Source organism: Gemmatirosa kalamazoonensis (genome assembly GCF_000522985.1).
GTDB lineage: Bacteria > Gemmatimonadota > Gemmatimonadetes > Gemmatimonadales > Gemmatimonadaceae > Gemmatirosa > Gemmatirosa kalamazoonensis.
Map to the genome: position 1 here is coordinate 198,570 of NZ_CP007130.1, position 24,363 is coordinate 222,932.

The window sequence follows — 24,363 nt, forward strand, 5'->3', positions numbered from 1 at the left end:
GCCAATCACTTCCAGCGGGCTTCACGGTTTCGTCATCGTGCCACCCCGGGGTCGGGGTCAAGTCTCACGGCGAGCGCCGCGTGTGCGGCATACCTCAGGCCACTCGAGCTATGACTGCGTCGTCAGGTCGCGCGTTGCTCCTCCAGCGTGTCCAGCGTCGTCGCGTCGACGATCACCACGTCGTCGCGCACGGCACCCAGCCGCTCGAGCGTGTCGGCGACCGCGATTCTGCTGCCCACGAGGATCAGCAGGTCGGACGCGCCGTAGGGTGTCGCCGTCCTCGCGTCCTCCTGTATCTGGCCAACGGTGTGTCCGGCGCGCTTCGAGAGCTGTGTGAGCGGAGCGGCGAGCGCTCCGTCACCGAGGATGGAGACATGCATCGCAGTGGATGTCGCGTGTGGAGGACCCTCCGCGCGGGCGGAGCGCCCAGGAGCCGCAGATCAATTCCATGGAAGCGCGCCGCGCTCGCGCCAGTACTCCTCCGGTTCCATCGTGAGCGAGCGGAGGCGCGCGTCGGTCTCCGCACTCCACGACACGTCGACCGCGCGAAGGTTCGAGCGGAGCTGCTCCGGCGTCGCGGCGCCGCTCAGGACGACATCCGCCCACGGCAGCGCGAGGGCCGCGGCGAAGGCGAGTGCGTCGACGGTAGCGCCGAGCCGCGCCGCTTCCGCGCCTAACGCCGTGAGGCGCGCCGCGAGCGCGGGATCGGTCTGCGGTCCGGCGAGCCGCCCGTTCGCGAGCGCCTCCTTCACGATCACGCGCATGCCGGCTCGGTGGGCGTCCTCCAGCGCAGCGCCCGCGCTGCGCTCGAGGAGATTCCATGTCGCCTGCACGCTGTCGAACACGCGCACGCCGTCGCGTGTGATCTCGAGTGCGCGGCGGAGTACCTCGGCCTGTGATGCGCCGGACAGCGTCAGGCCCACGCGGAGCCCCGTCGCCTTGAGGCGCGCCAGCCCGTCGATCACGGCCGCGTCGTCGAGCACACCGCTCTCGAACGTCGCCGAATGGATCTGATAGAGCGCGAGGTGCGAGCCGAGCCGCGACTTCGTCTCGGCGAGCTGCCGCCACAGCGCGGCAGCCGAGTGGTCCTTCACCTCATGCCGCTCGGCGTCGACGCGCCAACCGGCGGTGTACGTGTAGCCCCACTTCGAGGCCACGAACACCGCGCCCGGCGTGATACGCCGCGCCGCCAGCCACGACGCGAGGAAGTCTTCCGCCCGGCCGTAGGAGCGCGCTGCGTCGACGTAGCGCACGCCCGCGGCGTAGGCGGCGTCGAGCACGGCGTGCGTCCGTCGCTCCATCGCGCTCGGCTCGTAGTCGCGTGTGAGATCATGGGCGTGCGCGATCGTGATGTACCCGGGCCGGCCGAGGGCCGCGAGCCCGAGCCCGACGCGGCGAATGCCGGGCGGGACCACGTTCATGTCCGCTCTCGTGACGCCGTCATGCCCCGGCGATCGGCTCACGCCGGGACGGAATGGCTCACCGGTGTCCCGACGCCGCGCGCGACGGGGTCGCCCGCATACTCGTAGAACCGGCCGGCGCCGCTGCCTTGCCTGCCGTATCCGATGCCGAGCCGCTCGAGCGCGTCGCGGGCGGCGGCCACCGTGGGCCCGCCGAAGTGCTCGAAGCCGACGTCGTTAGGCACGCCGACGTTCTTGCCGAGCTGCCCCTGGGCGAAGCGCACGAGCGCCCGGTGCACCGCTTCGGTGCCCATCGCCTCGGCGCACAGCCGCGCGCCGAACTCCTCGCCCGCCCGCGCGTACGCGCTCACGCCGATGAGATAGAGGCTGATCTCCACACTCTCGACGATCTCCGCGGTCGAGAAGACCCCGACGCCGCCGTTGTCGAAGGCCGCGTCGGGGATCCAGTACTTCGTGGTCAGTGGCTGCGCACCGACCTTCTCGAGCGCCTGGACATGGTGGAACTCGGTCGTCACCGCGTTGCGCAGCACGGGCAGGAACGCGGCCGACGGCGTGCCGCCGGCGCGCTCGATGGCGGCGCCGACGAACGTCACGCTCAGCTGCTCCTGCGTGACGAGGAAGTCCAGGATGTCCTGCAGGCCCTGGTCGGTTCCGGCGTACGCCGCGTTCGCGGCGTCGGTGATGATGGACGACATGGTGTCTCCTCGCTGCGAGCGGACGGAATGGACACCCACGTTAGGCCCGCTCGGAGCCTGACCGGGTGATGGGACGAGGCGTTCGGCCTTCACGGACGAACGCGGATGATCGTCTTCCCGGAGCGCCGTGCGGTCGGGTTCAACGCGGCGACGGCATCGTCGAGCGGCGCGACGGTGCCGATGTTCGTCCGCAGCCGTCCGTCCCGCACCCGCTCGACGATCTCACCCAGTTGGGCGCGGTCGGACTCGACGACGAAGTCGATCGCCAGGCCGTCGGCAGGCCGCGCCTCGACCGGCCCGACGACCGACACCAGCGTTCCACCGGCTCGTATCAGACCCGCGGATCGCTTGCCGATGTCGCCGCCGATGACATCGAACACCAGGTCGACGCGGCCGACGTCTTCCAGCGTGTCGTCGTCCAGGTCGACGAACTCGTGGGCGCCGAAATCGAGCGCCTTCTGGCGGTCGCCCGCGCGTCCGGTGCCGATCACGTACGCGCCCGCCGATCGCGCGAGCTGCGTCACCATCGTCCCGACGGCGCCGGCCGCGCCGTGCGCGAGGACGCTCTGCCCTGCCCGGAGACGACCGTGGTCGAACAGTCCCTGCCACGCCGTGAGGCCGGAGATCGGCAGGCTCGCACCCACGGTGAAGTCGACGTCGCCCGGGAGCGGCGCGAGGTTGCGTGCCTCGATCGCCAGATACTCGGCCAGGGTGCCGTCGCGATACCAGTCCGCGAGGCCGAACACCCGCTGTCCCACCGACAGACCGGTCGTGCCATAGCCGAGCGCCGTGACCACGCCGGCCAGCTCGTGTCCGGGGATCGCCGGTGTTCGCGCGCGGCCGACGCGATCGGTCCACGTCGACGGCCACGTCAGCTCGGTCGGGACGAACCCCGACGCATGGACCCGAACGACGACGTCGTTGATCGATGCCTGCGGCTCTGGCCGCTCGACGAGCTTCATCGCGGCCGCTCCCGCCGCCTGGTCCGTGACCACGATTGCCTTCATCTCATTTTCTCCTCGGTGAATCGACGCTGAGGGAGGCGACTCCGTTCGCCAGCATCAGCGTCACGGCGCTTCCCACGAGAGCGGCGGCGACGGCGATGCCTAACGTCCTCGAGATGTTCGTGCGCGGGCTCCTTCGGTGTTCGCCCACCGGATCGGGGCGACGGTCTCAGCGCGCTTGGCAGCTGGCGTGTGTGACCGTGCGCGATAGCGGACTGGAATGCTCTCGAAGAGTAGGCTGAACCGTCGGACCCGGAGACCTGAAAACGTGTCCAGAAGTCCTTCACCACACAGGCGCATAGCCGAGCACGATCACCTGAAGCCGCACTGCACGGACCCTGCGTCCGCCCCGAGGGGGCCATGCAGAGCGGTGGCAGCGCACGAACGAAGTCCGTCGGCAGCGTCGCCGACTCGCCGGTGTGGCTACTCGCTCCGAGCGTGCGACCTGCGGTACGAGGCCGGATCGCAGCCATGCGCCTTGCGGAACGCGCGCACGAAGCTGCTTCGACTCGCATAGCCCGCATGGCGTCCGACTTCGTCGATCGTCATCGTGGTCGAACGGAGGTGATCGGCTGCCTGCCGCATCCGAAGATCCCGCAGGATCATCATCGGCGACCGGCCGACGACGCTGCAGAATCGCGCCACGAACGCCGACCGACTGAGGAACGCGCTGCGTGCCAGGCTGTTGACCGAATGCCGTGCGCCCGGATGCGCGACCATCTCGGCAAATGCGCGCGCGATCTGCGGATCGCTCAACAATGAAAAGCGCTCCACCCACAGATCCATCGAACGAAGCGAGCGACGCAGCAGTGCCACGATGACCTGCTTCAGCAATGCGGCACTCATGGCGCCGAAGCCGACTTCCTGCGCCACGAGCTCCGCGAGCGCGGTCCTGAGCGTTCCATCGACCTGATCGCCCTCTTCGAACTGTTCGACGATCGGTCCTTTCAGAGTTCCGAACAGATCGGTCGAGGCTCCATACGATGCGTGGAAGTATCCACAGATGAGCACGATGACGGGCTCCCCATCGTTCGCGACGTAGCGACGCACCGCGCCCGGCTCGCTCGGCATCGATCGCCCGTTCACGGTCCTCCACGTGCCGCGCGGGCCGCGCCGTGACGGCACCTCGATCCGGAAGAGCGTGTTCGCAGGAAGGACGACCAGCGTGTGCGGCTGCAGCGGGATCGGCTCGCGGTTGCCGACGATCAGCCGGCCGTTGCCGGAGAGGTTGTAGTGGAGCCCGGGCGCGTCGATGCCGCCCAGCTCGAGGCGATAGCCCTCGCCGACGAGGCATTCCGACAGCCGGACGAACTCCACCATCAGGGCGTCGAGGAGCCGGTCGAGCTCCGCCGCGGCGATGGGTACGACTGGACGGTTGTCGCTCATGAGCGCGGTGTCCTCATCGCTGGAATCGTACGGCGCGTGTCGATGCAGCCCGCTGCACCGACAGGCACAACGCGGTGACCATGGAGCTTCACCATGCCGAGGCGCGCAGGAGGGTCGGCGAGCAGCCGCTCACCGATAGATTCTGGCTGCCCGATGCCGCGTTCGACAGCGGCGGGGTCGGACTCTTCTCGCCGATAGATCGTGGCCATCCCGGATGGCGTTAGGCGGCCCCGAGGTGCGGGCACGTCCGACGGTTCCGTGCCGCGCGCCCAGCGCACCCGAGGGCGCGGGCGGGCAGGAGACCGTCCGCGGCGCGGTGGCACGTGCCATCTACACCCGTTATTCTATTTTCATACACACCACCGGGAGCTCACGTGCCGAAGACCACCTCGAAGTCACGCCGGCGACGCACGCCGACGACATCGAAGCCCGGGAAGCCCGGGAAGCCCGGCCGCCCCGCGCGGGCCGCCGGCCGGGAGCGTCGCCAGATCGTCGTCGACGCTGCGCTGCTCGACGCGGCCATGCGGCTCACCGGCCGGGGCCAGTCGGACACGGTGAACGTGGCGCTCGCCCAGCTCACGGAGAACGCCGCCATCCTCGAGGGCCTCTTCGCCCTCCACGGCGCGTTCCCGACGCACCCGGACCACGAGGCGGCGGAGGACCGCTGAGTGGCGGCCGGTGGCCGGGGTGCGCGCGACGCGCGCGACGCGCGCGAGACGCGCTACATCCTCGACACCCAGTTCTACGTCGACGTCCTGCGTGGTGCCCCGGGCGCATCGGACACGCTCCGGCTCCTGGCCGCGCGCGTCGCGGCCGTGGATTTCCACGCGCTCGTCGGGGCCGAGCTGCTGATCGGGGCGGTCGACGCGGCCGCGGCGGCGGCCATCCGGCGGAGCCTGGTGGACCGCTTCAAGCCCGCGCGGGTCCTCGTGCCCGACTGCGACGACGTGCTGGCGGCGGGCGACGCGCTGCGCGCGCTTCGGGAGAAGGACGGCGCGCACCCGGAGCACGAGCGGCGGAGCTTCTGGAACGACGTACTGATCGCCGTCTCCTGCCGCCGGCGCGGGCGCGTGCTCGTCTCGCGCGACCGGGACCACGACCGCATCGCGCTCGTGGTGAAGCACCGCGTCGTCGCGAGTCTGCCGGAGCTCTGACGTTAGGCGCCGAGGCCTGACGTCCGGCAACCGGCCGCGTGTAGTCGACGGAGAGGTCGTTCACGGAGGCGTCGCGACCGGCCAGGCTGGGGTTGTCTGGGATCCACTCGACCGGCAGCCCGCCAGAGGCCCCTCTGAGCACCCACTCTCGTCCACCGCTCGAGCCGCCCGCATCCGCCCGCATCGCCTCGCGCGCCGGCGCCCCCGGCCCCAGCGCCGATGCTGCTGGCTAGCGCGGCTGAACGGCAAGCGCCGTCGATCCTCGGGCGTTGGATGTCGCTACGGGCGAGTGCATGAGGTGCCTAACGGTACACGGCCGAATCACGCGCGAGAGTCCGCACGTTCGCTCCACGCCTAACCATCCGTGCCGTGCCGGGGTGCCGACAGCGTGCGGCGGGAGACGATGAACCCGGAGCGTTCGGCGAGCGTCTGGTACGCCGAGCCGACGCGGCGGCCCCGGGGGGCAAGGCGTCCGACGTGGACTGGCGCCTGCGGCCAAGGAATGCCATCCATAGGCGAACGCGTGCCCGAACCTCTACCTGGTCGCGCCATGACGAACACTGGGCCCATGGATCACCTCGACGATTGGGAAGAGTCGCTCGCGGCCCGCTACCCGGCCGGCGACTCGCGCCCGGCACCCGAGCGCAACAGTGCGGGCGCCGCGTTCCGCGACTACTCGCCGAACGTTCGTCCAGGGATTCGCGAGTTCTACCGGTTGAACCATCGCCATCAGACCGTCGCCTTCGTCGAAGCCAAGAAGCGGCAATACCTGCCGCTGCGGACGAGGCGCATGGGCGTCTGGGAGGCGATGGAGTTCCTGAACACGCTGGTGGACGACAGCGACCCGGACGCGGACTTCAGCCAGATCGAGCATCTGCTCCAGACGGCGGAAGCGATCCGCCACGACGGCCATCCCCGGTGGTTCGTGCTCACCGGACTGGTGCACGACCTCGGCAAGATTCTATGCCTCTTCGGCGAGCCCCAGTGGGCCGTCGTCGGTGACACGTTCCCGGTGGGGTGCGCGTTCAGCGACACGGTGGTGTTCCCCGAGTTCTTCGCCGAGAACCCGGACAGCCGGACGGCCGAGTACCGGACGGCCTGCGGCATCTACACGGAGGGCTGCGGGCTCGACGCCGTGCACCTCTCGTGGGGACACGACGAGTACATGTACCACGTCGCGAAGCCCTATCTGCCGGCCGAGGCGCTCGCGATGATCCGCTATCACTCCTGCTACGCGATTCACCGCGAAGGCGGGTACGCCCATCTGCTGAACGAACGGGATCGCGAGCTGCTGCGCTGGGTACGGGCGTTCAACCCCTACGATCTCTACTCCAAGGGCGACGAACGGCCCGACGTGCGCAAGTTGCGCCCGTACTATGAGGAGCTGGTGGCCGAGTACTTCCCGTCGGTGCTCGATTGGTAGGTCCGCACTGCCGGGCGCGCGCCGGATGACGTGCGGGTAGCGCTGGTACCCGGGCGGGACGTCGCCGGGCGTCTCGAAGTTGGGCAGTGGATGCCTAACGAACAGCAGGCCCTGGCGCCGCAACATGTCAGCGGCCTAACGCTACGATAACCACCTCGGGGCGCGCGTGCGCCCGTGAGCGCCGGACGGACGGCGCCACGGCCGCCGGAGGACGAGCGGCTCGCCGGTGCGCGACTCGCCCGGGCGCGACTCGCCGGGTCGCGGTACGCTTGCGTTAGGCCACGCGCCATCGCGCCGGACTCGGCTGGGAATAGCCGTCGACTTCGCGGCGACGGTTCGGACACTCGAGGTGGGCTCTCGCGTCGCGCCAGTTCCGGTCCGAGTCGTCGCGGACGCGTTCCGGACGCGCGGAGCTGCGCCACCGTAGAGGGCCGCACCGCTGAACCCGAGTTTCCGGAGGTCCCGATGCGAAGTCTCGAACGTGCCATGGTCCTCGCGCTCGTCGTGAGCGCCGCCGTCGCGTGCAACGACGCCCGGCCACCGCTGCAACCGCGTGCCGTCGCAGCGGAACGTGGCGAGCGCGGCGAGCGCGGGGCGACGGCGACCGGCCCGAGCCCGATGCTCGGTGAGGGACCTGCGATCGGCCTGACGCTGGTTGCGAGCGGCCTCGTGCACCCGGTGGCCCTCGTGCAGGCGGCGGACGAGAGCGGTCGGCGGTTCATCGTCGACCAGGCCGGCGTGATCCGCGTGCTGCTGCGGGACGGGACGCTCCTCGCGCAGCCGTTTCTCGACGTACGCTCGAAGATGACGCCGCTCATGCCGCAGTACGACGAGCGCGGGCTCCTCGGGCTGGCGTTCCACCCGGACTTCCGCACGAACGGCAAGTTCTACGTCTACTACACGGTGCCGCCGCGCCTCGCGGGCTACGACCACACGAACGTCGTCGCGGAGTTCCACGCCGCGTCGCGCGCGAACGTCGCCGACGCCGCGTCGGAGCGCGTGCTGCTGCGCGTGGACCATCCGCAGTTCAACCACACCGCCGGCCAGCTCGCCTTCGGGCCGGACCACTTCCTGTACATCTCGATCGGCGATGGTGGCGGCGCGAACGACGTCGGGTTCGGGCACGTGCCCGACTGGTACACGTTCAACGAGGGCAGGAACGGGCAGGACGTCACGCACAACCTGCTCGGCAACATCCTGCGCATCGACGTGAACGGCGGCACGCCGTACGCCATTCCGTCCGACAACCCGTTCGTCGGCAAGCCGGGGCTCGACGAGATCTGGGCGTACGGGTTCCGGAACCCGTATCGGTTCTCGTTCGACCGCGGCGGCACCCACCAGCTCTACGTCGGCGACGCGGGGCAGAACATGTGGGAGGAGGCCGACGTCGTCACGCGCGGCGGCAACTATGGCTGGAACGTGAAGGAGGGCACGCACTGCTTCGACGCCGCGCATCCGCTCACGATCCCGCCGAGCTGTCCGAGCGTGGACGCCGAGACGGGCGATCCATTGATCGACCCGATCGTGGAGCTGCCTAACGAGGAGAACCCGGTCGCGCAGCCCGGGATCGTCGTGATCATCGGCGGCTTCGTGTACCGCGGCACGACGCTGCCACAGCTCGCGGGGCAATACGTCTTCGGCGCCTTCAGCAAGGACGAGGACGCACCCGAGGGCGCGATCTACCGTGCGCTCTCGCGCCCGGGCGGGCTGTCGGCGGTGCAGGAGCTCCCGATCGCCGGACACCCCGACGGCGAGCTGGGTCACTACGTGCTCGGCTTCGGCGAGGATCTGCACGGTGAGCTGTACGTGCTGACGACGGACAACGCGGGGCCGTCCGGCACGACGGGAAAGGTGTTCCAGCTCGTGCCGACGGGCGGCAGGAGCAAGTAGCCGCCGCGCCAGAGGTGAGGCACGCCTGACGCTGCGCGGGCGGGCGGACCACCGACGTGGCATCCGCCCACCCGCGGAGCGTCGGCATCACGGCGCCACGGCGTGCTGCGATGTGCCGAACCGGGTCACGGCATTGCGGCTCACGATAGCACGCCTTGACGGCACCGCGACGTACTGCTTGCCGCGCACGCTGTGCGTGACGGGGCTACCGTGAATCCCGCGCCGCGTCGCGCGATACGACACTGGCATCGCGCCTAACGGCAACGCATGCTGTGAGGCTGCGCGGCGGTGGCGGACGATTAGGCGACCATCGATGGAATTGTGGGCTCCGATCGGTGTCGAACCAAACGCGGGCGCGACGTCGGACGTCAGCTCATGGCCGCGCCCTCTGCGGCAGGTCGGCCCGCACGAGCGCGTCGATCTCCGTCTTGTGCGCCGTCACGAACGCGACCTGCGCGGGCGTCACGGGGAAGAGCCGGTCCATCTGCGCCTTCGCGTTCGGGGCCAGTGGCCTCCCTCGCGCCTGAAAGTTGGCGATCGCCTGCGCGCCTCCATACGCTCGGCTGCCGATCGCGAACTCGTGCGCGGTCAGCCGACCAGCGCGCAGCGCCGCCGCGGCCTTCGGCAGGTGTTCCAGCAGCTCGCCTTGCGCGGTGATGCTCTCGTTCGACATCCCCTTGACCGATGCGTCGAACGCGGGGTCGGTCGCCTGCAGCCGCAGGAGCGTGCCGGCCGTGGCGATGATCCGCTTCACGTTGTCCATCGACAGCGGGTAGGCGCCGATCTCCCCGCGCTCGGTCGGCGACAGGGCGCGTTGCTGTTGCGCACCGAGCCGGTGACTGGCCCCGGCGAGGGCGGCGAGCGTGAGGAGCAGTACGCCGAGCGTGCGCCGGGAGCGGCGCGCGGAAAGCATGCGGGTCATCGAGGACCTCCGGGGTCCGGCCGGCAGGCACACCGGCGGTGCGCTCGCGGCCACGGAGGCCGGCAGCCCGGCGCACAGTCGTGAGAGACCTGCACGATGCGGCCGGCCGCACGCGCGCGCCATGGCCGCGGGGTCGCGATCTACCGAGCGCTGGCGCTCGGGCTCGACGGTCCGGAGCGGGTGCGTACGCGTAGAACGCGCTGATTCGCGGCGAAAAAAGACGTCGGAGTCTCGGTCGAACGCCGGTTCGTGGCGATGGGAGCGCAGGAGCTCCGCTACTCCATGTCGCCGACCGCCGAGCGTCTCCACTTCGACGACGCGTTAGGCCTGCGGCTTCAGGACGTCAAACCTCCGGGCAGCTCCGCCACAACTGGCAGTACACCGCCGGGCTGAGCATCGGCCTCGGCCGCCGGCTCTCGCCGCCGCGCGTCGCCACGCGCACGCGTACCGACATCGTCTACCTCGACCCGACCGGCGCGCGCGTCGTCGTGGGCGCCGACTCGCTGCGCGCCGACACGGTTCGCCGGCGTGACAGCCGCACGGTCCTCATCACCGCGCGCAGCGACACCCTGCGCGGCGCGGCGGCCGACAGTGCGTTAGGCAGGTACGCGTCGGGCGTCGGTCCGCCGGTGCGGGCCGCCTCTTACGTCAACCGGCTCCTGTTAGGCATCACCGCGCGCCGCTAATGACGCCGCGTCCGACCATCGCGACTCGTGTCGAGCGGGCGGATCAGCGCGATTTCTTATGCGCGCTGCCTCACTTAGTGCCCGCCCGGAGGTAGATTGAAGATCCTGCGGTACTCCACCAGCGCAGGGCGACGCTCCTCCCGGCGGCGTCGCGACCGACCGTCTGGCGCTCCTGGCGACGCCCCTTCGAGGAGCGACGCATGCCCGGACCACCGAACGACCGGCCACCGCTTTCGGCGTTCGCGCTCGCGGCGCTGCGCCTGACGCATCCATCTGCCGACGAGTCTGGGGCGGGGATCTCGGGGGCGAGCGTGCGTCTGCGCGCGCTCGCCGCCCTCAGCGGCTCGCTCACCGACGCCCTCGGCCCGCAGGACGCCGCCGACCTCGTGGAGCAGCAGGCGCTGTTCGCCCTTGGCGCGACGAGCGCCGTCGTCGTCACGTTGGGGACGTTTCCCCCTCGCACGACCGTGGTCGCCGAGCGCGGAGTGCCGGTGGAGACGGCACTGCACGTCGTTCACGCGATCGGGCTGCCCCTCGAGGTCCGCGCGGCCCTGGACGAGCTGCCGCTCGACGCGCCGGTGCCGTTCGCCGAGGTCGCGCGCACCGGAGCCCCGCTGTTCCTGCCGAACGACGACGCGCTCCGGCTCTACCCGGACTGGGGCGCCGCGATGATCCACGCCGGCGCGCGCGCGGCGGCCATCGTGCCGGTGTGGGCGAACGGCGAGCTGCGCGGCGTCCTGGGACTCTCGTGGGCCGCGGCGCGGACGTTCGACGAGGACGAGCGCGCGTTCGTGCTCACGTTGGGCACCATGTGCGCGCAGGCGATCATGCGCGCGCACCTCCGCGACGCCGAGCGACTGGCCCGCGAGGCGGAGCGGCAGGCACGCGAGGCGGCGGAGCACGCGAACCGATCGAAGGCGCACTTCGTCGCGACGATCAGCCACGAGCTGCGCACGCCGATGAACGCCATCCTCGGCTACACGACGCTGATGGGCGAGGGGATCTACGGCCCGGTCAGCGCGGACCAGCAGGACCATCTCGGGCGCGTGCGATCCTCGGGCGAACATCTCCTCGGCCTGATCGAGGAGCTGCTCTCCTACGCACGCGTCGAGGCCGGCGAGGCCGTCGTCCGGCCCGAGCCCGTCGCGCTGCTCGACGTCGTGGAGCAGAGCCTCGTGCTCGTGCGGCCGATCGCGGAGCAGAAGGGGCTGCGCGTCCGCGTCGAGGGCCCCGCGGAACCGGTGGAGCTGTTCACGGATCCGCACAAGCTGCGGCAGATCCTCGTCAACCTGCTCGCCAACGCGGTGAAGTTCACCGCCCGGGGCGAGGTCGTGGTGCTCCTCCGGGTCGAGGGCCGTGACGCCGCCGTCCGCGTCGTCATCGAGGTGACCGACACGGGCCGCGGCATCGCCCCCGAGTCACACGAGCACATCTTCGACCCGTTCTGGCAGGCGGACCCGACATCGACGCACAGTGGCGGCAGTAGTGGGCTCGGGCTCTCGGTCGCCCGGCAGCTCGCCCGACTGCTCGGCGGCGACCTGACCGTGTCGCGCAGCGCACCGGACGAAGGGAGCACGTTCGTCGTCTCGCTGCCGGCGCACTACCCCGGACGGCCGGAGCGCCGCGCGGTCCACTGAGGCGGCGGGCACCAAGCCGTGGGGCGGCGTCGTGGACCGTCGGCGGCGTACCTCGACCACGATGGATCTCGCGACGGTGTGGTCTTCCCTCACACGCGGTCTCATGTCATGCCCAGCGGCGTCCGCTCGGTACCTTCGGTCGGCGCTCGCGGCGTCGCTCGTACCCGCCGTCGCCGCGGCCCAGCGGACGGGTTCCGCTGCCGCGCTCCTGGCGGTCGAGCCGTACGTGTTCGTGAGTCACGCGGGCGACACCGTGCGCGCCGAGCTCGGTCACCTGGGTGTTCCGGAAGACCGGCGCGTGCGCGGCGGGCGGACGATCACCCTCGCGTTCGTCCGCTTTCCCGCCACGTCCGGCACCCACTCGACCGGCCGCTTACGCGCGCCGCCGAGACGGCGCGGCTCCGCGCGGCCGCCCGCGCGTGCGCCGCGTACTGGGGGACGCAGGGCGTCGACCTCACGGCCTACACCACGGAGGCGAGTGCGGACGACCTCGAGACGCTCCGCCGTGCGCTCGGCGCCAAGCGGGTCGTGCTCTGGGGCGCGAGCTACGGCACCCACCTCGCCCTCGCGGCCATGCGGCGGCACCCGGCCCTCGCCTCACGCGCGATCCTCGCCGGCGTCGAAGGGCCCGACGACACGGTGAAGCTGCCGAGCAGCTCGGACCGTCAGCTCGACACCCTCGCCTCCCTCGCCCGCGCCGACCTCGCATTGCGGGCCGCGATCCCCGACCTCCGTGGCGCGCTCGGCGCGGTGCTCGCCCGGCTCGACCGCGCGCCCGTGACCGTGCGGCTGGCCGACCCGGCCGCGACCACCGGAGACGGCACGACCGCGCCCGACAGCGTGACTCTGGTCATCGGGCGGTACGATTTCCTGGGCTTCGTGAACGGCGCGCTGGGAAACGGCGAGGGGATGGCGTTCGTGCCGGCGCTCATCGCCGCGGCCGCACGTGGCGACTTCACGGTGCCCGCCCGCTACATCCTGGCGGACCGGCGCCTCACGTCCATCGGCTCCGCGATGGGCTACGCCATGGACTGCGCGTCGGGCGCGTCCCCGGCGCGGCGCGGACGCATCGCGCACGAGGCCCGCACGTCGCTGTTCGGCGCGGTCGCGGTCGACCCCATGTCCGGCGCGTGCGACGCGTGGGGCGTCCACGACCTGGGGAACGCGTACCGTCGTCCGGTGCGCTCGGCCGTGCCAGTGCTGTTCATCAGCGGCACGCTCGACCTGAACACACCCGTCGCGAACGCGCGCGCGGTCGCACGCGGCTTTCCGAACGCGCGCGCGCTCCTGATCGACGGCGCGAGCCACGGCGACGCGCTCTTCCTCGCCTCGCCGGCCATCCCGCGCGCCATGCTCGACTTCCTCGCGGGCCGCCCGACGCCCGCGCGCGTCGGCGCGCCGTTCCGGCTCGCACCGGATCTCTCGCCCTTGTCAGGCGCACGACACGCGGCCGGCGATACGGGGTCTGTCGCGTTCGCGCACGTCACGGTGATCGACGGGACGGGCGGGCCGCCGCGCGCGGGAATGACCGTCGTCGTCAGCGAGCGCCGAATCGCGGCCGTCGCCTCCGACGACGCGGTGCACCTGCCCGCCGGTGCGCGCGTGGTGGACGCCCGCGGCAAGTACCTCATCCCCGGCCTCTGGGACATGCACGTGCACCTCGCCAAGGCCGGCGCGACCTCGCTCGCGCTCTTCGTCGCCAATGGCGTGACGAGCGTGCGCGACATGGGCGGCGACTTCGCGATGATCCGCGCGCTGCGCGACAGCGTGCGCGCGGGCCAGCGGGTCGGGCCGCGGATCGAGACGCCCGGCCCGATCCTCGAGGACGCCGCCAACGTCGCGCGCATGCTCCGCGAGGGCACGGTGGAGCCGGTCGCGCGGTTCCGCGTCCCGTTAGGCACCCCGGCGGATGCGGAGCGCGTGGTCGACTCCGTCGCACGCCTGGGCGTCGACTTCGTGAAAGTGCGGACCGTCGCCTCGCGCGAGGTCTACCTGGCCATCGGCCGAGCGGTGCGCCGGCACGGACTGACGCTCGTCGGCCACATGGTCTCGACCCCGGACGACATCCTGACGGCCCACCAGCGGAGCGTGGAGCACACCATCCTGCCGCAACTCGCCGCGCTGCCGCCGGTGGAGCGCCGGCGTGCGCTCGACGCGTTCCTGGCCGCCGGTATCGTCATGGTGCCGACGCTCGTCGTAGGCGAGAAGTCGTTGTTCGTGCCCGACAGCCTCGCCGCCGCGCTCGTGAACGATTCGGCGGGCCGGCTCGATCCGCGACGGCGCTACATGTCCGGGTACCTCGTCGCCGACTGGCGGGAGCAGATCGCCGAGCGCGCGCAGGGCCCGCCCGTCCCGTGGGCGACGGTCGTGCCCGGCCTCCTCGCGCTCCAGCGGGAGATCCATGCGGCCGGCGTGCGGATGCTGCCGGGAACCGACGTCGCGACCGCGCTGCTCTATCCGGGGTTCAGCCTGCATGAAGAACTCGAGCAGATGGTGCGACACCTCGGCATGACGCCCGCGGACGTGCTCGTGAGCGCGACGCGCTACCCCGCGGAGTTCTTCGGCATGCAGGACTCGTTAGGCACCATCGCCCCGGGGAAGCTCGCCGACCTGGTGCTGCTGGACGCCGATCCGCTCGCCGACATCCGCAACACGACGACGCTCCGCGCGGTGGTCACGAACGGGCGCTACCTCGACCGGGCGGCGCTCGACGCGCTGCTGGCCGCGGCGGCGATCGCCGCCGCCAACCAGGGCCCGAGGCGAACGCCGTAACCACCAGTTGGCACGGCGGCCGTCGCGTTTCACCGACGCGTCGTGGGTCCGTCCGCCCAGTGCCGCGGGCGAGACCAGAGCGCATACCGGCCGCCGCTGAGCCGACCACGTCGGTGCCTCAGCGGCGGCCGAGTTGCGCTCCGCGGAGTCGACTACGGCGTCCGCGTCCCTTCGAGGAAGCCGAGGTTCACGGGGCGCAGGAGCGCGTCCCGGTACACCACCCTCTTGTGGCGCAGTCGCAGCGCGTCCTGGCGGAGCTCGCCCGGCGAGTTGCCCGGCGCGACGACTGGCCCGGGTCGGCCGGTCAGCGGGACGTCGAGCCCCACGGGCTCGAGCGCCACGTCGTCGAGCCAGACCTGTCCCTGGCCCTCCAGCAGAGCGCCGAGCGATATACCTACCGCGTTAGGCGGCACGTCCAGGACGACCTCGTACCGCGCCCAGGCCGTGTTCTGCATGATCGGGCGATCCTGCATGTAGTCGGTGCTCTCCAACCCGGACGGCCCGTCGACGCGCATCCACAGCGAGGCCATGCCAAACGTCCCGGCCTGCGCCCCCGTCTTCAGGAACCCGGAGAGGCGGACACGTTGCCCGCGGTAGAGGTCGGCCCGAATGCTCTGCTGCAAGGTCGCCACGTGGCGGGGTGTCGCGACGAGCGAGCGGATCGTCCCGCCGCCCTCGCCTTGTCCGCCGTCGCGGCGACTGAGGTCGGTGCCGACGAGGTAGTCGCCGGTCCCCGCCCCGACCGCGTACCAGCCCGTGGGCATGCGCCCGACCTGTGCGTTCGCGGCGCTGGTCGCCACCGCGAACGTGGCGACGAGGGCCGCCCCGACAGCGGTGGCTGCCCTGACATAGCGTTGACGCCACCTGTGCGGCGCGGCCGTTGGAGCCTGCACGCCCGTGAACGACGCCACGCCATCGATGTACCGCATGAATCCTTGCATGGTGCTCCTTGTTCCACTTCTCTCCCCAGAGACCTCGGGGGTCGTAGGGTCACCGCACGCGGCCAGTGTGCCGCCCCGCGGTGGCGCGACCATCGACTCGTGTTAGGCTCGTACGAGCCCGTGAGCGGGTGGGTCGCCCTGGTGCTCTGACCGGTCGTGTCGGCGCGACCGCGTTCGCGGTGCACGACGAGAAAACCGGCCGAGCAGACGAGCGTCCTGGGAGAGGACCCTCGTGCTCAGCCGGTTTCGCGATTAGCTCCGCCCGACGCTAGGGCGATCCAGAAAACGGCGCGTCGGGCATCATGGCTTCTGAGAGTCGAAAGATACCTGCGCGGCCCAGCAATAGCGAGGATTCGCGGCCACCAAGCGCGGTGCCGCAGACGCGCCACCGGGCAAGCTCCATCGACCACTGTCGCGTTAGGCACCGGCACAGCGCGCTGCGCCAGGATCCCGTGGAGCGGCTCGATCTGTTCGTGCTACAGCGCGCCGAGCCCCGCCGCGCCTAGCGCAGTGCGTCGAGTGTGTCGTGCAGCGCGCGGATCTCAGTCGTTCGGATCATTTCGCACGGGGCGCCTCCGGTCGCTCGTCCGAGACGGCGTCATCACGGGTGAGGAGCTGACACAGCTCCTCGTCGCCGCGGGCGCGCCAGTCCGGCGGATAGTCGGAGATCTGGCGGTGCACCGCGCCGGAGTGAAACCCGAGCCATCGGGGGCTCGCGCCGCCGAACAGATCATTCGGGCCGGCTTCGGAGATGGTCCAGCTACGGCCGCTGGCGTCGCGGACCTCGCGTGCGGTCGCGGACGTCGGCAGGTCGGCTGCCCGGCGGGTGGCCCGCGCGGTCCGGCGCAGCGCGGCAGCTTCGGCGCGCGCGGCGGCCGCGGCCTCGCGGGCGCGCTCCGCCCGCCAGCGCAGATAGATGAACGTCTCTCGCCCGATCTCGACGCGGAGCCGCGCGAGACCCGCGCGCAGCGCGCGATCCAATGCGTCGCCGTCCCCGGGCGACGGCCTGCCGGGTGGGACCACCGCCTCGTGTGCCAGGAGTTCCGGCTCCAGCTGCGACAGAAGCTCGAGCGCCCTGACGACGTCTACGTTCGGACTCATGGGCCGAACCCTCCGTGCGGGGTGCCCGCCCGCGTCGCCATCGGTGTCGACGGACGGTGTGCATGCTCGGGCCGTGCTCCGCGGCGGACGCCGAAAACGGAGGACGGGCGGAAACGAAACGACGCCCCCAGTCGTGGAAGGCGTCGCCAGTAGCGCCCATCGGTCCATCGAAGTTTCGCCGCGCGCTGGTGGCGTTCCGCGGAGTCCTGCGCTCCGCTGCAGGCGAGTGAAGTGTGCGATACCCGACATAGCGTTCGCAAGGGCGGCAGGCGGCCACCACGTCGGTCGCTGCGGCTCAGAGGCGGACGAGCGACGCGATCACCGGCCCCCACGTCTCCCACCGCCTCCGGTCGGACACGTCCGCGAGCGTGAGCACGGCGGCCGTGCCCTCCGCGTCGCCGCTCTGCACGAGCGTGATGCTGACGCGCATGTGCCGCTCCGACCCGCCGGTGCCGGCAATCGTTATCGGCGCGTCGCCCAGGCCGTCGCCGGTGAGCAGCGCTCGCGCCACGGGCCACTCCAGCACCGGCGGGAGCTGCGCCACGTCGGGCCACGCCGACGGCACGCTGCGCGCCTGCAGGTGCCCGGCCGCCTCGTTCGCGTACGTCACGCGGCCCGATCGGTCCACCAGCAGCACGGCCGTCGGCAGCTGCGCGAGCAGGGCGCGCACCACCACCGGCTCGAAGATGGCTTCGAACGCCGGCCGCGCGCCATCGCGCTGTTCGGCGCGGGGCACGGCACGATCGATCGAGAAGGGTTGGCGCGTGGGTCGATCGGTCGTCGCTGCGAACATGGGACACCTGTCGAAGAATTGCCCGGACCGGGACTGAATTCCGCCTCACGCGGTTCCACGAAGGATACCGGCCTCACGTCGCGGGGAGGGTCGCCGTGTCCAACTGCCCGCCACGGAGAACGCCTGACGGCGCGCGGTCAGAACGCGATGACGCCCTCGGCGAGGAAGCCCTTGAACCGGCCGCCATTGCGGATGTCGCTCGTCGGGAAGTCGTGATACTTCTGGTTCACCCACTCCACCTTCGTGAGGAGCAGCGGTGTGATGAACCAGCCGCCGCCGACCTGTGTGCGCTTCACGTTGATGTCGTTCGTCATCCCGGCGAGCCGCCCCGACACGGTGTTGTACCGCCCGCTCGCGTACAGGTGGTCGCCGAAGAAGCGGTACGTCAGCTCGTTCGACTGCTGGGTGACCGTGCGGTACGACGTCTCCGCCGCGCCGCGTCCGCGCGCGCGCGCTCGAACGTGCCGAAGTACTCGAGCCCATGGTACTTCACGAACGGGTTGACGACGACGGAGTGCTGGCCCGTGCTCTGGCCGTTGAACGGCTGGATCGCGCCCGACCATGCCTGCGCGCTCTCGGTCGACGCGGTGTTCTCGAGCACGTCGTAGTAGCGCGAGCCGCCCCGGTCGCCGTTGTAGAGCGTCTGCGCGTTCGCGCGCGACTGGCTGAACAGCGAGCCCGTGAGGCGGACACGGAGCGCCTCGCTCACCTGCCGGTCGACTCCGAGCTTGCCGTAGAACGCCGGCGCGCGCTTGCCCGGGTTGAGGATCGTGCCGCGCACCTCGCCGTTGGTCACCGCGCCCATGACGAACGCGCCGTCGAGCAGACCGCGCCCGTGGACGTACGCCTCGCCGCCGACCTCGGTGGTGAACGCGTCCATGATGTAGTTGCCGACGAGCGGATTGAACATCGCGTTCCCGTTGTCGGTGCGGCGGAAGTGCGCGTCGCCGTAGTTGATCTCGAAGTGGCCGGCCTTCAGCGTGACGTACCGCATGAGGCGATTGAGCGGCTCGAAGTCGACCGGCGACGCGTCGATGAGCGCGTAGCCGTCCTTGATCCACACCTCGTTGTGGTGGCGCGACGAGAGGTAGCTCGTGAGCGCCACGCGCACGCCCTTCGCGAGCTGCACGTTCACGTAGGCATTCGCCGACGCGTTGTTGAAGCCGTGACCGATCGTGATGAGCTGGTTCGCGTTCACGCCGTTGACGACGTTGGCGGCGGCGGTGTTGGAGTGGCCGAGCCCCTGGAACTGCTGCGTGAACGCGGCGCCGAACGCGAGCCTGAAGCCGGTGAACGGCATCGTGTCGTTCTTCGGCGCCTCGAACACGTTGATGCCGCGCTGGTCGGCGGGGCGCAGCCGCTGGATGGTGATCGGCGGGACGTTGCTCGGCGCCGCGGTCGTGGCCGCGGGAACGTCGGCGGGCACGGGTTCCCCCGCCGACGAGTCACGGACGATCGCGACCACAGTCGTCGTATCGCTCACCGTGGGCACGAGCGCTGGCGTGGCGACCTGCGGAATCAGGACGACCGGGTCGGCGCGATCGCGAACGCCAGGTGACACCGTGGTCGCCGCGGGCGCCGTCGCGCGGACGGCCGGTTTCACCGGCGAGGCCGGCCCGCGAGCGGGCGACACGGCGCTCGCGGCCGGCGCGGCCGGCACGGTCACCGGGGCCGGTGGCGCCGCGCGCGGCGCGGGCGACGCGATGGGGACCGGACGGGCGGCCACGACCATCGCGCCCTTCAGCACGAGGTCGAAGCGCACCGTGATGAGCTCACCGACCTTCATCGCGCCGAGCATGAGCGTGGGCGGCTTGAGGGCGAACTCCTTCATGTGCAGCGCGTAGCTGCCGGTCACCCGGAGCGCGCCGTCACCGGCGGCCACCGCCTGCGTGGCGATCGCTATGGTGTGCTGCGCGCCGCCGACCGAGAGCGTGCCGTTCAGGGTGCCCGCCGCGCCCGCGCCGCTCGTCGCGACGTCGTAGCCCGTGAGGCGGAACTCGATCGTCGGCGCCTCGTTCGCCTTGAGCGCCTTCAGCATGTGCTCGTTCATCGTGCCGTTGCCGCAGTCCATCTTCGCGGCGCTCACGCGCACCACCGCGGTGTGGACGGCTTTCGTGCCGGCGAGCACCGCGGCCGACGCGCCTGGCGCGGCGTCGACGTCGACCGTGAACGCGGGCGCCGTGCACGAGAACTTCTTCACGGTCGAGGTGCCGTCGATCCAGAGTCGGCTCTGTGGCGCGAGCCGCAGCGGCTCGGCGGCGGAACGCCACGCGATCACGGCCGGCGTGAGGCACAGGAGCGCGAACAGCTTGGTGTGCGGGGTCGTGCGCATAAGGTCCTGGGTTCGAGTCCCGCGTGTGTGCGGGTCCCGATGAGTCGTGCAGGGCGGCCACGTTCGGACTGCGGGAGGGACGCCCTCGTCGTGCGTGCGTCGTGCAGCGTGCGTCGTGCGTTCTTCCTCAGGGCACGGCGGCAATGTGGTCCGCGGCCGGGTGGTTCTGCGAGGCGAGCGTCATCCGCGTGCGGCCGACGACCGGCATGTCGCTCTCGATCTGCACGGGGATTCGCCAGTCGTCGTCGGTGAGGTCGAGACGGATCACCCCTTCCCCGTGGTAGCGCCGCTCGTCCTGCACGCGCATCTCGACGGTCACGGTGCGGAACGTCCCGGCCTCCGTGGTAAGGGTGCGTCGGCCGACGACGCGCAGGAGCGTCGGGTTGCGCGCCGCGTCGAAGTGGCGGTCGTAGCGCACCGCAGCCGCGGTGCTGCCGCCTAACGGCAGTGTGCGGAGCACGTACATGAACGAGAGCTCGTCGAGCGGCGCGTCGGACGCGATCACGCCGCTCGTCCCGCCGTCGCCGGTCCACCGGTGCGCCGCGCCGTCGATCTCGACGTGCTCGTCGTGCTTCGAGAGCGGGTCCCGCTCGTGCTTGTGGAACCGCAGGGCCGTCAGGCGGACCGGGTCGAGCCACGACTCGGTCCGGTCGACCGCCTTGAACGGGCCGACGCGCGCCTGGAAGTCGAAGCGGAGCACCCACGTCGCCGTACCGCGGACGACCTCGGTCGTGTCGACGAGCATCGAGAGGCGGCCGGAGGCGCCGAAGTGCGCGGCATGGACCCGGTACGTGAGCCGCTCGCCGACGAAGAAGGGCAACCGAGCCGCGGCCGTCGTCGCCGCGCCGGCGACGTCCTGGGCCGCGACGACACGGGCGGCGGTCAGGCCGAGCATGGCGCAGCACACCACGGCGGCGAGCCGCGTTCGTCGTAGGACGTCGCGTATCGGCCAGCCCATGATGTCTCCCGCAACCTGGTGTCGTCGACCCGGGCGGCGTGAGGCGGAGAGTCCGCGACGCTCGCGCGGGGACGCGTGCTGTGCCGCGGCGGGCTCGCGGTGTGCTGATCGGCGCCTAACAGAGGATCGGCGGCGTGGCGTCGCCCGCGGACTGCCACGGCTCGTGCGCGATCGGTCGCGGCGCGTCGCCGCAAGGCCTCCTTCGAGGGGAACACGTCGACGCACATCGACGTGTCGGCCGCTGGAGCATCGATCACGATGTGGTCGCGGCTGATGACACGAGGGGCACGAACCGAGCCGTCCCGGTGTCTGACAGCCCTCATTGTAGCTGCACCGCCGAATTGACCCGGGAATGGCCCGCGTGGGGGCCACGCCGGTGTCGCGACTGGCCTGCCAGCGACTTGGATGGACCACCAGCGGCCGAGTTAGCTCGATGGTCGCGCTGCCGGGGCCGGCATCGTGTATTCGGCGCGCTCCCAAGCAGCAGGGCCTCGTCGGGAGTCCGACGTCGTTGGCCTGTCACGTGCGCCACGGCGCGACATGACCCATTCTGACGCCTTCCACGCGCTCGCGGAGAGCCTCGGGGCGGCTCGGCTGCACTTCCTGCGGGTCGAGCTCCAAGTCGGCCGGACGATGCTCGATGCAGCAGATCACTCACGCGGTGACGTCGACCGCGAACGCCGGCGCGCACGCGCGCAGGAGGCGCACGACGAAGTCGGCCGGCATCTCGCGAAGGGCGCCGAGCTCGGCCTCACGGCCGCGCAGTGGACGGAACTGACGACGGGACTCGCAGTGCTCGCGCGGCGACTCAGCGACCGGAGCTGAACGGCGGTTCCGTGCACCCGCGCAGGCGGCGCGCGAGCGTGCCTAACGCATCCGTTAGGCACGACGCGCGAAGCCGGCCGACCGCAGGCGCGTCGAGCGGCGGGCGAGAAGCCGAACCCGCGCCTGTCGACCGACGCGTAGTGACGTGACGACGTCCTGGGGCGCTTCCCCGACGCTTGCGCCGGAGTCCGTTGGCAGCACGTTCCTCGGCGTCAGCGCCGACGCAGCAGACCGGGCCCGAGCCACGGGAGATGCGCGAGCGCCGCGACGAAGCCCACGACGACGAGCGGGGTCCGCCGCAGTGAGAGCGCGGCCGGCTCCACCGCCGCACGCGGCCGCGGCCCGACGGCCGTGTCACAGGCGCCCGACGTGCTCGGGATCTGGTGGACCCGGCCGCCGAGGAGCGCGGTCGTTCCCGCGTGGCCGAACCCTTCGTGCGCGAGCGTCGCGACGAAGCAGCACACGACGGCGATCGCGCCGAGCCGACTCGAGACGAACGAGGCGATGCGCACGCCGGCAGAGGCAGCGCGGCGTGGGGCTGGCCCGCGCGCGCCCGCGCACCGTCCCGCGTGATTGCCTCCCAAATTCTCGACGTGCAGCGCGCGAAATCCGATGGGGCGAGGGCGCCTAACGACGCGACGCTTCGAACACGCGAGAAGCGGCCTTCCCGCATCCAGCGCGTTAGGCGTCGGTGACCGTCAGCGGCGAACGGTCAGGCGCCCGTCGACACTCTGCAACGGAGCATCGCGCTCCGGCCGTCAGTACGGCGCGGCGACGATCGCTGTGGCTCGCGCTTGTCGCCGAGGTGCGCGAGCGTGACGCGGATGTCGGCGTCCTCGATCGACAGCGTCGACGCCCGCGCTACGCGGCGATCCTGACGACGACACTGCCGCGCTTACGGCCGGTCTCCACACGCCGGTGCGCGTCGACGATCCGCTCGAGCGGAAACGTCTCGTCGATGACGGGTGTGAAGTGCCCTTCCGCCGCGATCGCGGCGAGCCGCTGCAGGTCCGCGACGCGCGAGGGGGCGGTCCCGGCGATCACGCGATGTCCGCTGCCGCGGCCCGCGAGCGGGGCGAGCAGCAAATCCGAGAACCCGCTGAGCACTCCGAGGAGGCGTCCGCCGCGCGCGAGCGAGCGTCTGACCCTCGCGTAAGGAGCGTTGCCGATGGTGTCGACGATGACGTCGTACTGCGCCCCGGTCGCCGCGAAATCGACGCTCGCGTAGTCGATCACGTGCTGCGCGCCGAGGCCGCGCACCAACTCGACGTTCGCGGCGCTGCAGACGCCGGTCACGTCCGCCCCGAAGTAGCGCGCGAGCTGTACCGCCGCAGAGCCGACGCTGCCGGACGCGCCGTTCACGAGGACGCGCTCCCCGCGCGCGAGCGCGGCTCGCCGGAAGAACTTCAGCGCCGTCATCCCGCCGAAGGACAGCGCCGCGGCCTGTTCGAACGACAGCCCGGCCGGCTTTCGCGCGATCAGGCCGCTCGCCCGAATGCTGTGGAACTCGGCGTGACATCCCATCCTCGCGTCGGCAAAGGCGAAGACCTCGTCGCCGACGCGGAACCCGGTGGCGTTCTCGCCGACCGCTTCGACGACTCCCGAGAGCTCGGTGCCGAGGATCGGCTGACGTGGGCGGGTAACGCCGAACACCAGCCGGCCGAACGGACCGAAGCCCGGCGGCATGGCGAGGCTGCGCGCGCGCCAGTCCCCACTCGAAACGGTGCTCGCGCGCACGCGTACGAGCACCTCTCCGGGTCCGGCGGAAGGCGTCGGGACTTCGCGGACGTTCACAACCTCCGGGGGACCGTACCGCTCGTAGATCGCCGCTCTCATAGTCTCCTCCTTGTCGTGTCCGGAGGATGCGACGCCTGGCCACGCGCGGCTTGAACGCAGGGGCTGACTCTCGCGGGCGCCGCGACGGTGCGCCGCGCCGAGGACGTGCACCGATCTGCCCATCACCGCGAAGCGGAACGCGAGTCAGCCCCTTACCGGCTTCCCACGTGTACGACCATCGCACAAGGAACCGCGCGCGACCGCGCTACGCCGGCGCGCTCTTGCGAGCCGCCGGATGACGGCATGGATCGGTCACGGCCGTTAGGCGCGCGATACCGCGGGACTTACGTCTACGCGACCGGGTGTACCGGACGGCGCTGTTCGCGCTGACGCGCGGCGGCTACCCGGCGCGGCCCCCGCCACCCCGCGCACGTGAACGCGAGCAACCCGCGCTGCCTAACGTTTGTGGACAACTTCGCTCTTGCGGGACCGTCGCGGAACTGTATTATGGCACTGCGCGCGCGGGACGGGTTCCCGCGAGCGGAAGTCCTCCCGCGGGACGCCGATCGGAGGACATGTCCGTCGGAAGTTTGGCTCTGACGGATGGGTTGTGAGGTCGCTGGACACAACTGCCTGCTCCCGCAGAA

At 71.3% G+C, this 24,363-nt stretch carries 23 protein-coding genes; 9 read left to right on the forward strand and 14 right to left on the reverse strand.

Annotated elements, in window-relative coordinates:
- Positions 1-122 precede the first annotated feature (122 nt).
- The 5 genes from J421_RS28735 to J421_RS28755 form a co-directional block, all read right to left on the reverse strand.
- A complete protein-coding gene (locus J421_RS28735; RefSeq protein ID WP_025414571.1) occupies positions 123-380 on the reverse strand; it encodes a hypothetical protein in 258 nt (85 codons plus the stop codon).
- 60 nt (positions 381-440) lie between these two features.
- Positions 441-1,421 carry an aldo/keto reductase gene (locus J421_RS28740; RefSeq protein WP_025414572.1) on the reverse strand — a complete coding sequence of 327 codons (981 nt, stop codon included), beginning with the start codon at positions 1,419-1,421 and terminating at the stop codon, positions 441-443.
- A gap of 38 nt (positions 1,422-1,459) precedes the next feature.
- A complete protein-coding gene (locus tag J421_RS28745) occupies positions 1,460-2,116 on the reverse strand; it encodes a ferritin-like domain-containing protein (protein WP_025414573.1) in 657 nt (218 codons plus the stop codon).
- Between the two features lie 89 nt (positions 2,117-2,205).
- Positions 2,206-3,123 (reverse strand): NADP-dependent oxidoreductase, encoded by a 918-nt coding sequence (locus J421_RS28750; RefSeq protein WP_025414574.1) that lies wholly within the window; start codon positions 3,121-3,123, stop codon positions 2,206-2,208.
- Positions 3,124-3,543: 420 nt separating this feature from the next.
- Complete coding sequence (locus J421_RS28755) at positions 3,544-4,506, reverse strand: AraC family transcriptional regulator (protein WP_025414575.1); 963 nt, start codon at positions 4,504-4,506, stop codon at positions 3,544-3,546.
- Positions 4,507-4,880: 374 nt separating this feature from the next.
- On the opposite strand from J421_RS28755, the gene J421_RS32420 reads away from it, so the two are divergent.
- The 4 genes from J421_RS32420 (at position 4,881) to J421_RS28770 (ending at position 8,973) form a co-directional block, all read left to right on the forward strand.
- Positions 4,881-5,174, forward strand: a complete 294-nt coding sequence (locus J421_RS32420) for a DUF2191 domain-containing protein (RefSeq protein ID WP_025414576.1) — start codon at positions 4,881-4,883, stop codon at positions 5,172-5,174.
- Complete coding sequence (locus J421_RS28760) at positions 5,175-5,660, forward strand: PIN domain-containing protein (protein WP_025414577.1); 486 nt, start codon at positions 5,175-5,177, stop codon at positions 5,658-5,660. It abuts the gene before it with no gap.
- Positions 5,661-6,228: 568 nt separating this feature from the next.
- Entirely contained in the window at positions 6,229-7,083 is an 855-nt protein-coding gene (locus J421_RS28765) for an inositol oxygenase family protein (protein WP_025414578.1), read from the forward strand.
- A 465-nt stretch (positions 7,084-7,548) separates the two neighbouring features.
- Complete coding sequence (locus J421_RS28770; protein ID WP_236646392.1) at positions 7,549-8,973, forward strand: PQQ-dependent sugar dehydrogenase; 1,425 nt, start codon at positions 7,549-7,551, stop codon at positions 8,971-8,973.
- Between the two features lie 373 nt (positions 8,974-9,346).
- Here J421_RS28770 and J421_RS28775 read toward each other — a convergent pair whose 3' ends face one another.
- On the reverse strand, positions 9,347-9,949 hold the full coding sequence (locus J421_RS28775) for a hypothetical protein (RefSeq protein WP_148306612.1): 603 nt from the start codon (positions 9,947-9,949) through the stop codon (positions 9,347-9,349).
- 434 nt (positions 9,950-10,383) lie between these two features.
- Between J421_RS28775 and J421_RS28780 the strand changes: the two genes are divergently transcribed.
- From J421_RS28780 to J421_RS28790, 3 genes are all read left to right on the forward strand, one after another.
- Complete coding sequence (locus J421_RS28780; RefSeq protein WP_025414581.1) at positions 10,384-10,581, forward strand: hypothetical protein; 198 nt, start codon at positions 10,384-10,386, stop codon at positions 10,579-10,581.
- 200 nt (positions 10,582-10,781) lie between these two features.
- Positions 10,782-12,218, forward strand: a complete 1,437-nt coding sequence (locus J421_RS28785) for a sensor histidine kinase (RefSeq protein WP_025414582.1) — start codon at positions 10,782-10,784, stop codon at positions 12,216-12,218.
- A 108-nt stretch (positions 12,219-12,326) separates the two neighbouring features.
- A complete protein-coding gene (locus J421_RS28790; protein ID WP_025414583.1) occupies positions 12,327-14,990 on the forward strand; it encodes an alpha/beta fold hydrolase in 2,664 nt (887 codons plus the stop codon).
- A gap of 152 nt (positions 14,991-15,142) precedes the next feature.
- Here J421_RS28790 and J421_RS28795 read toward each other — a convergent pair whose 3' ends face one another.
- Positions 15,143-15,919, reverse strand: a complete 777-nt coding sequence (locus J421_RS28795) for a hypothetical protein (protein ID WP_148306613.1) — start codon at positions 15,917-15,919, stop codon at positions 15,143-15,145.
- 383 nt (positions 15,920-16,302) lie between these two features.
- Between J421_RS28795 and J421_RS34435 the strand changes: the two genes are divergently transcribed.
- Positions 16,303-16,437 carry a hypothetical protein gene (locus tag J421_RS34435; protein ID WP_260525871.1) on the forward strand — a complete coding sequence of 45 codons (135 nt, stop codon included), beginning with the start codon at positions 16,303-16,305 and terminating at the stop codon, positions 16,435-16,437.
- Positions 16,438-16,486: 49 nt separating this feature from the next.
- Here the strand turns inward: J421_RS34435 and J421_RS28800 are convergent, their stop codons facing one another.
- The 5 genes from J421_RS28800 to J421_RS28815 form a co-directional block, all read right to left on the reverse strand.
- Positions 16,487-17,032 (reverse strand): hypothetical protein, encoded by a 546-nt coding sequence (locus J421_RS28800; protein WP_025414585.1) that lies wholly within the window; start codon positions 17,030-17,032, stop codon positions 16,487-16,489.
- A 295-nt stretch (positions 17,033-17,327) separates the two neighbouring features.
- Positions 17,328-17,768, reverse strand: coding sequence for a PAS domain-containing protein (locus J421_RS28805; RefSeq protein WP_158508962.1), 441 nt, complete (start codon positions 17,766-17,768; stop codon positions 17,328-17,330).
- Between the two features lie 194 nt (positions 17,769-17,962).
- Positions 17,963-18,139 (reverse strand): hypothetical protein, encoded by a 177-nt coding sequence (locus tag J421_RS33220; RefSeq protein ID WP_158508964.1) that lies wholly within the window; start codon positions 18,137-18,139, stop codon positions 17,963-17,965.
- Positions 18,140-18,210: 71 nt separating this feature from the next.
- Positions 18,211-20,157, reverse strand: a complete 1,947-nt coding sequence (locus J421_RS28810; protein ID WP_104023459.1) for a YceI family protein — start codon at positions 20,155-20,157, stop codon at positions 18,211-18,213.
- A 127-nt stretch (positions 20,158-20,284) separates the two neighbouring features.
- On the reverse strand, positions 20,285-21,052 hold the full coding sequence (locus tag J421_RS28815) for a DUF3108 domain-containing protein (protein WP_025414587.1): 768 nt from the start codon (positions 21,050-21,052) through the stop codon (positions 20,285-20,287).
- A 603-nt stretch (positions 21,053-21,655) separates the two neighbouring features.
- Between J421_RS28815 and J421_RS28820 the strand changes: the two genes are divergently transcribed.
- The gene (locus J421_RS28820; protein WP_025414588.1) at positions 21,656-21,940 is read left to right on the forward strand and encodes a hypothetical protein; all 285 of its coding nucleotides are present in this window, start codon (positions 21,656-21,658) and stop codon (positions 21,938-21,940) included.
- A 212-nt stretch (positions 21,941-22,152) separates the two neighbouring features.
- On the opposite strand, the gene J421_RS28825 is transcribed toward J421_RS28820, so the two are convergent.
- The gene (locus tag J421_RS28825) at positions 22,153-22,452 is read right to left on the reverse strand and encodes a hypothetical protein (protein ID WP_025414589.1); all 300 of its coding nucleotides are present in this window, start codon (positions 22,450-22,452) and stop codon (positions 22,153-22,155) included.
- A gap of 349 nt (positions 22,453-22,801) precedes the next feature.
- Positions 22,802-23,776 carry an NAD(P)-dependent alcohol dehydrogenase gene (locus J421_RS28830; protein ID WP_025414590.1) on the reverse strand — a complete coding sequence of 325 codons (975 nt, stop codon included), beginning with the start codon at positions 23,774-23,776 and terminating at the stop codon, positions 22,802-22,804.
- Positions 23,777-24,363 lie beyond the last annotated feature (587 nt).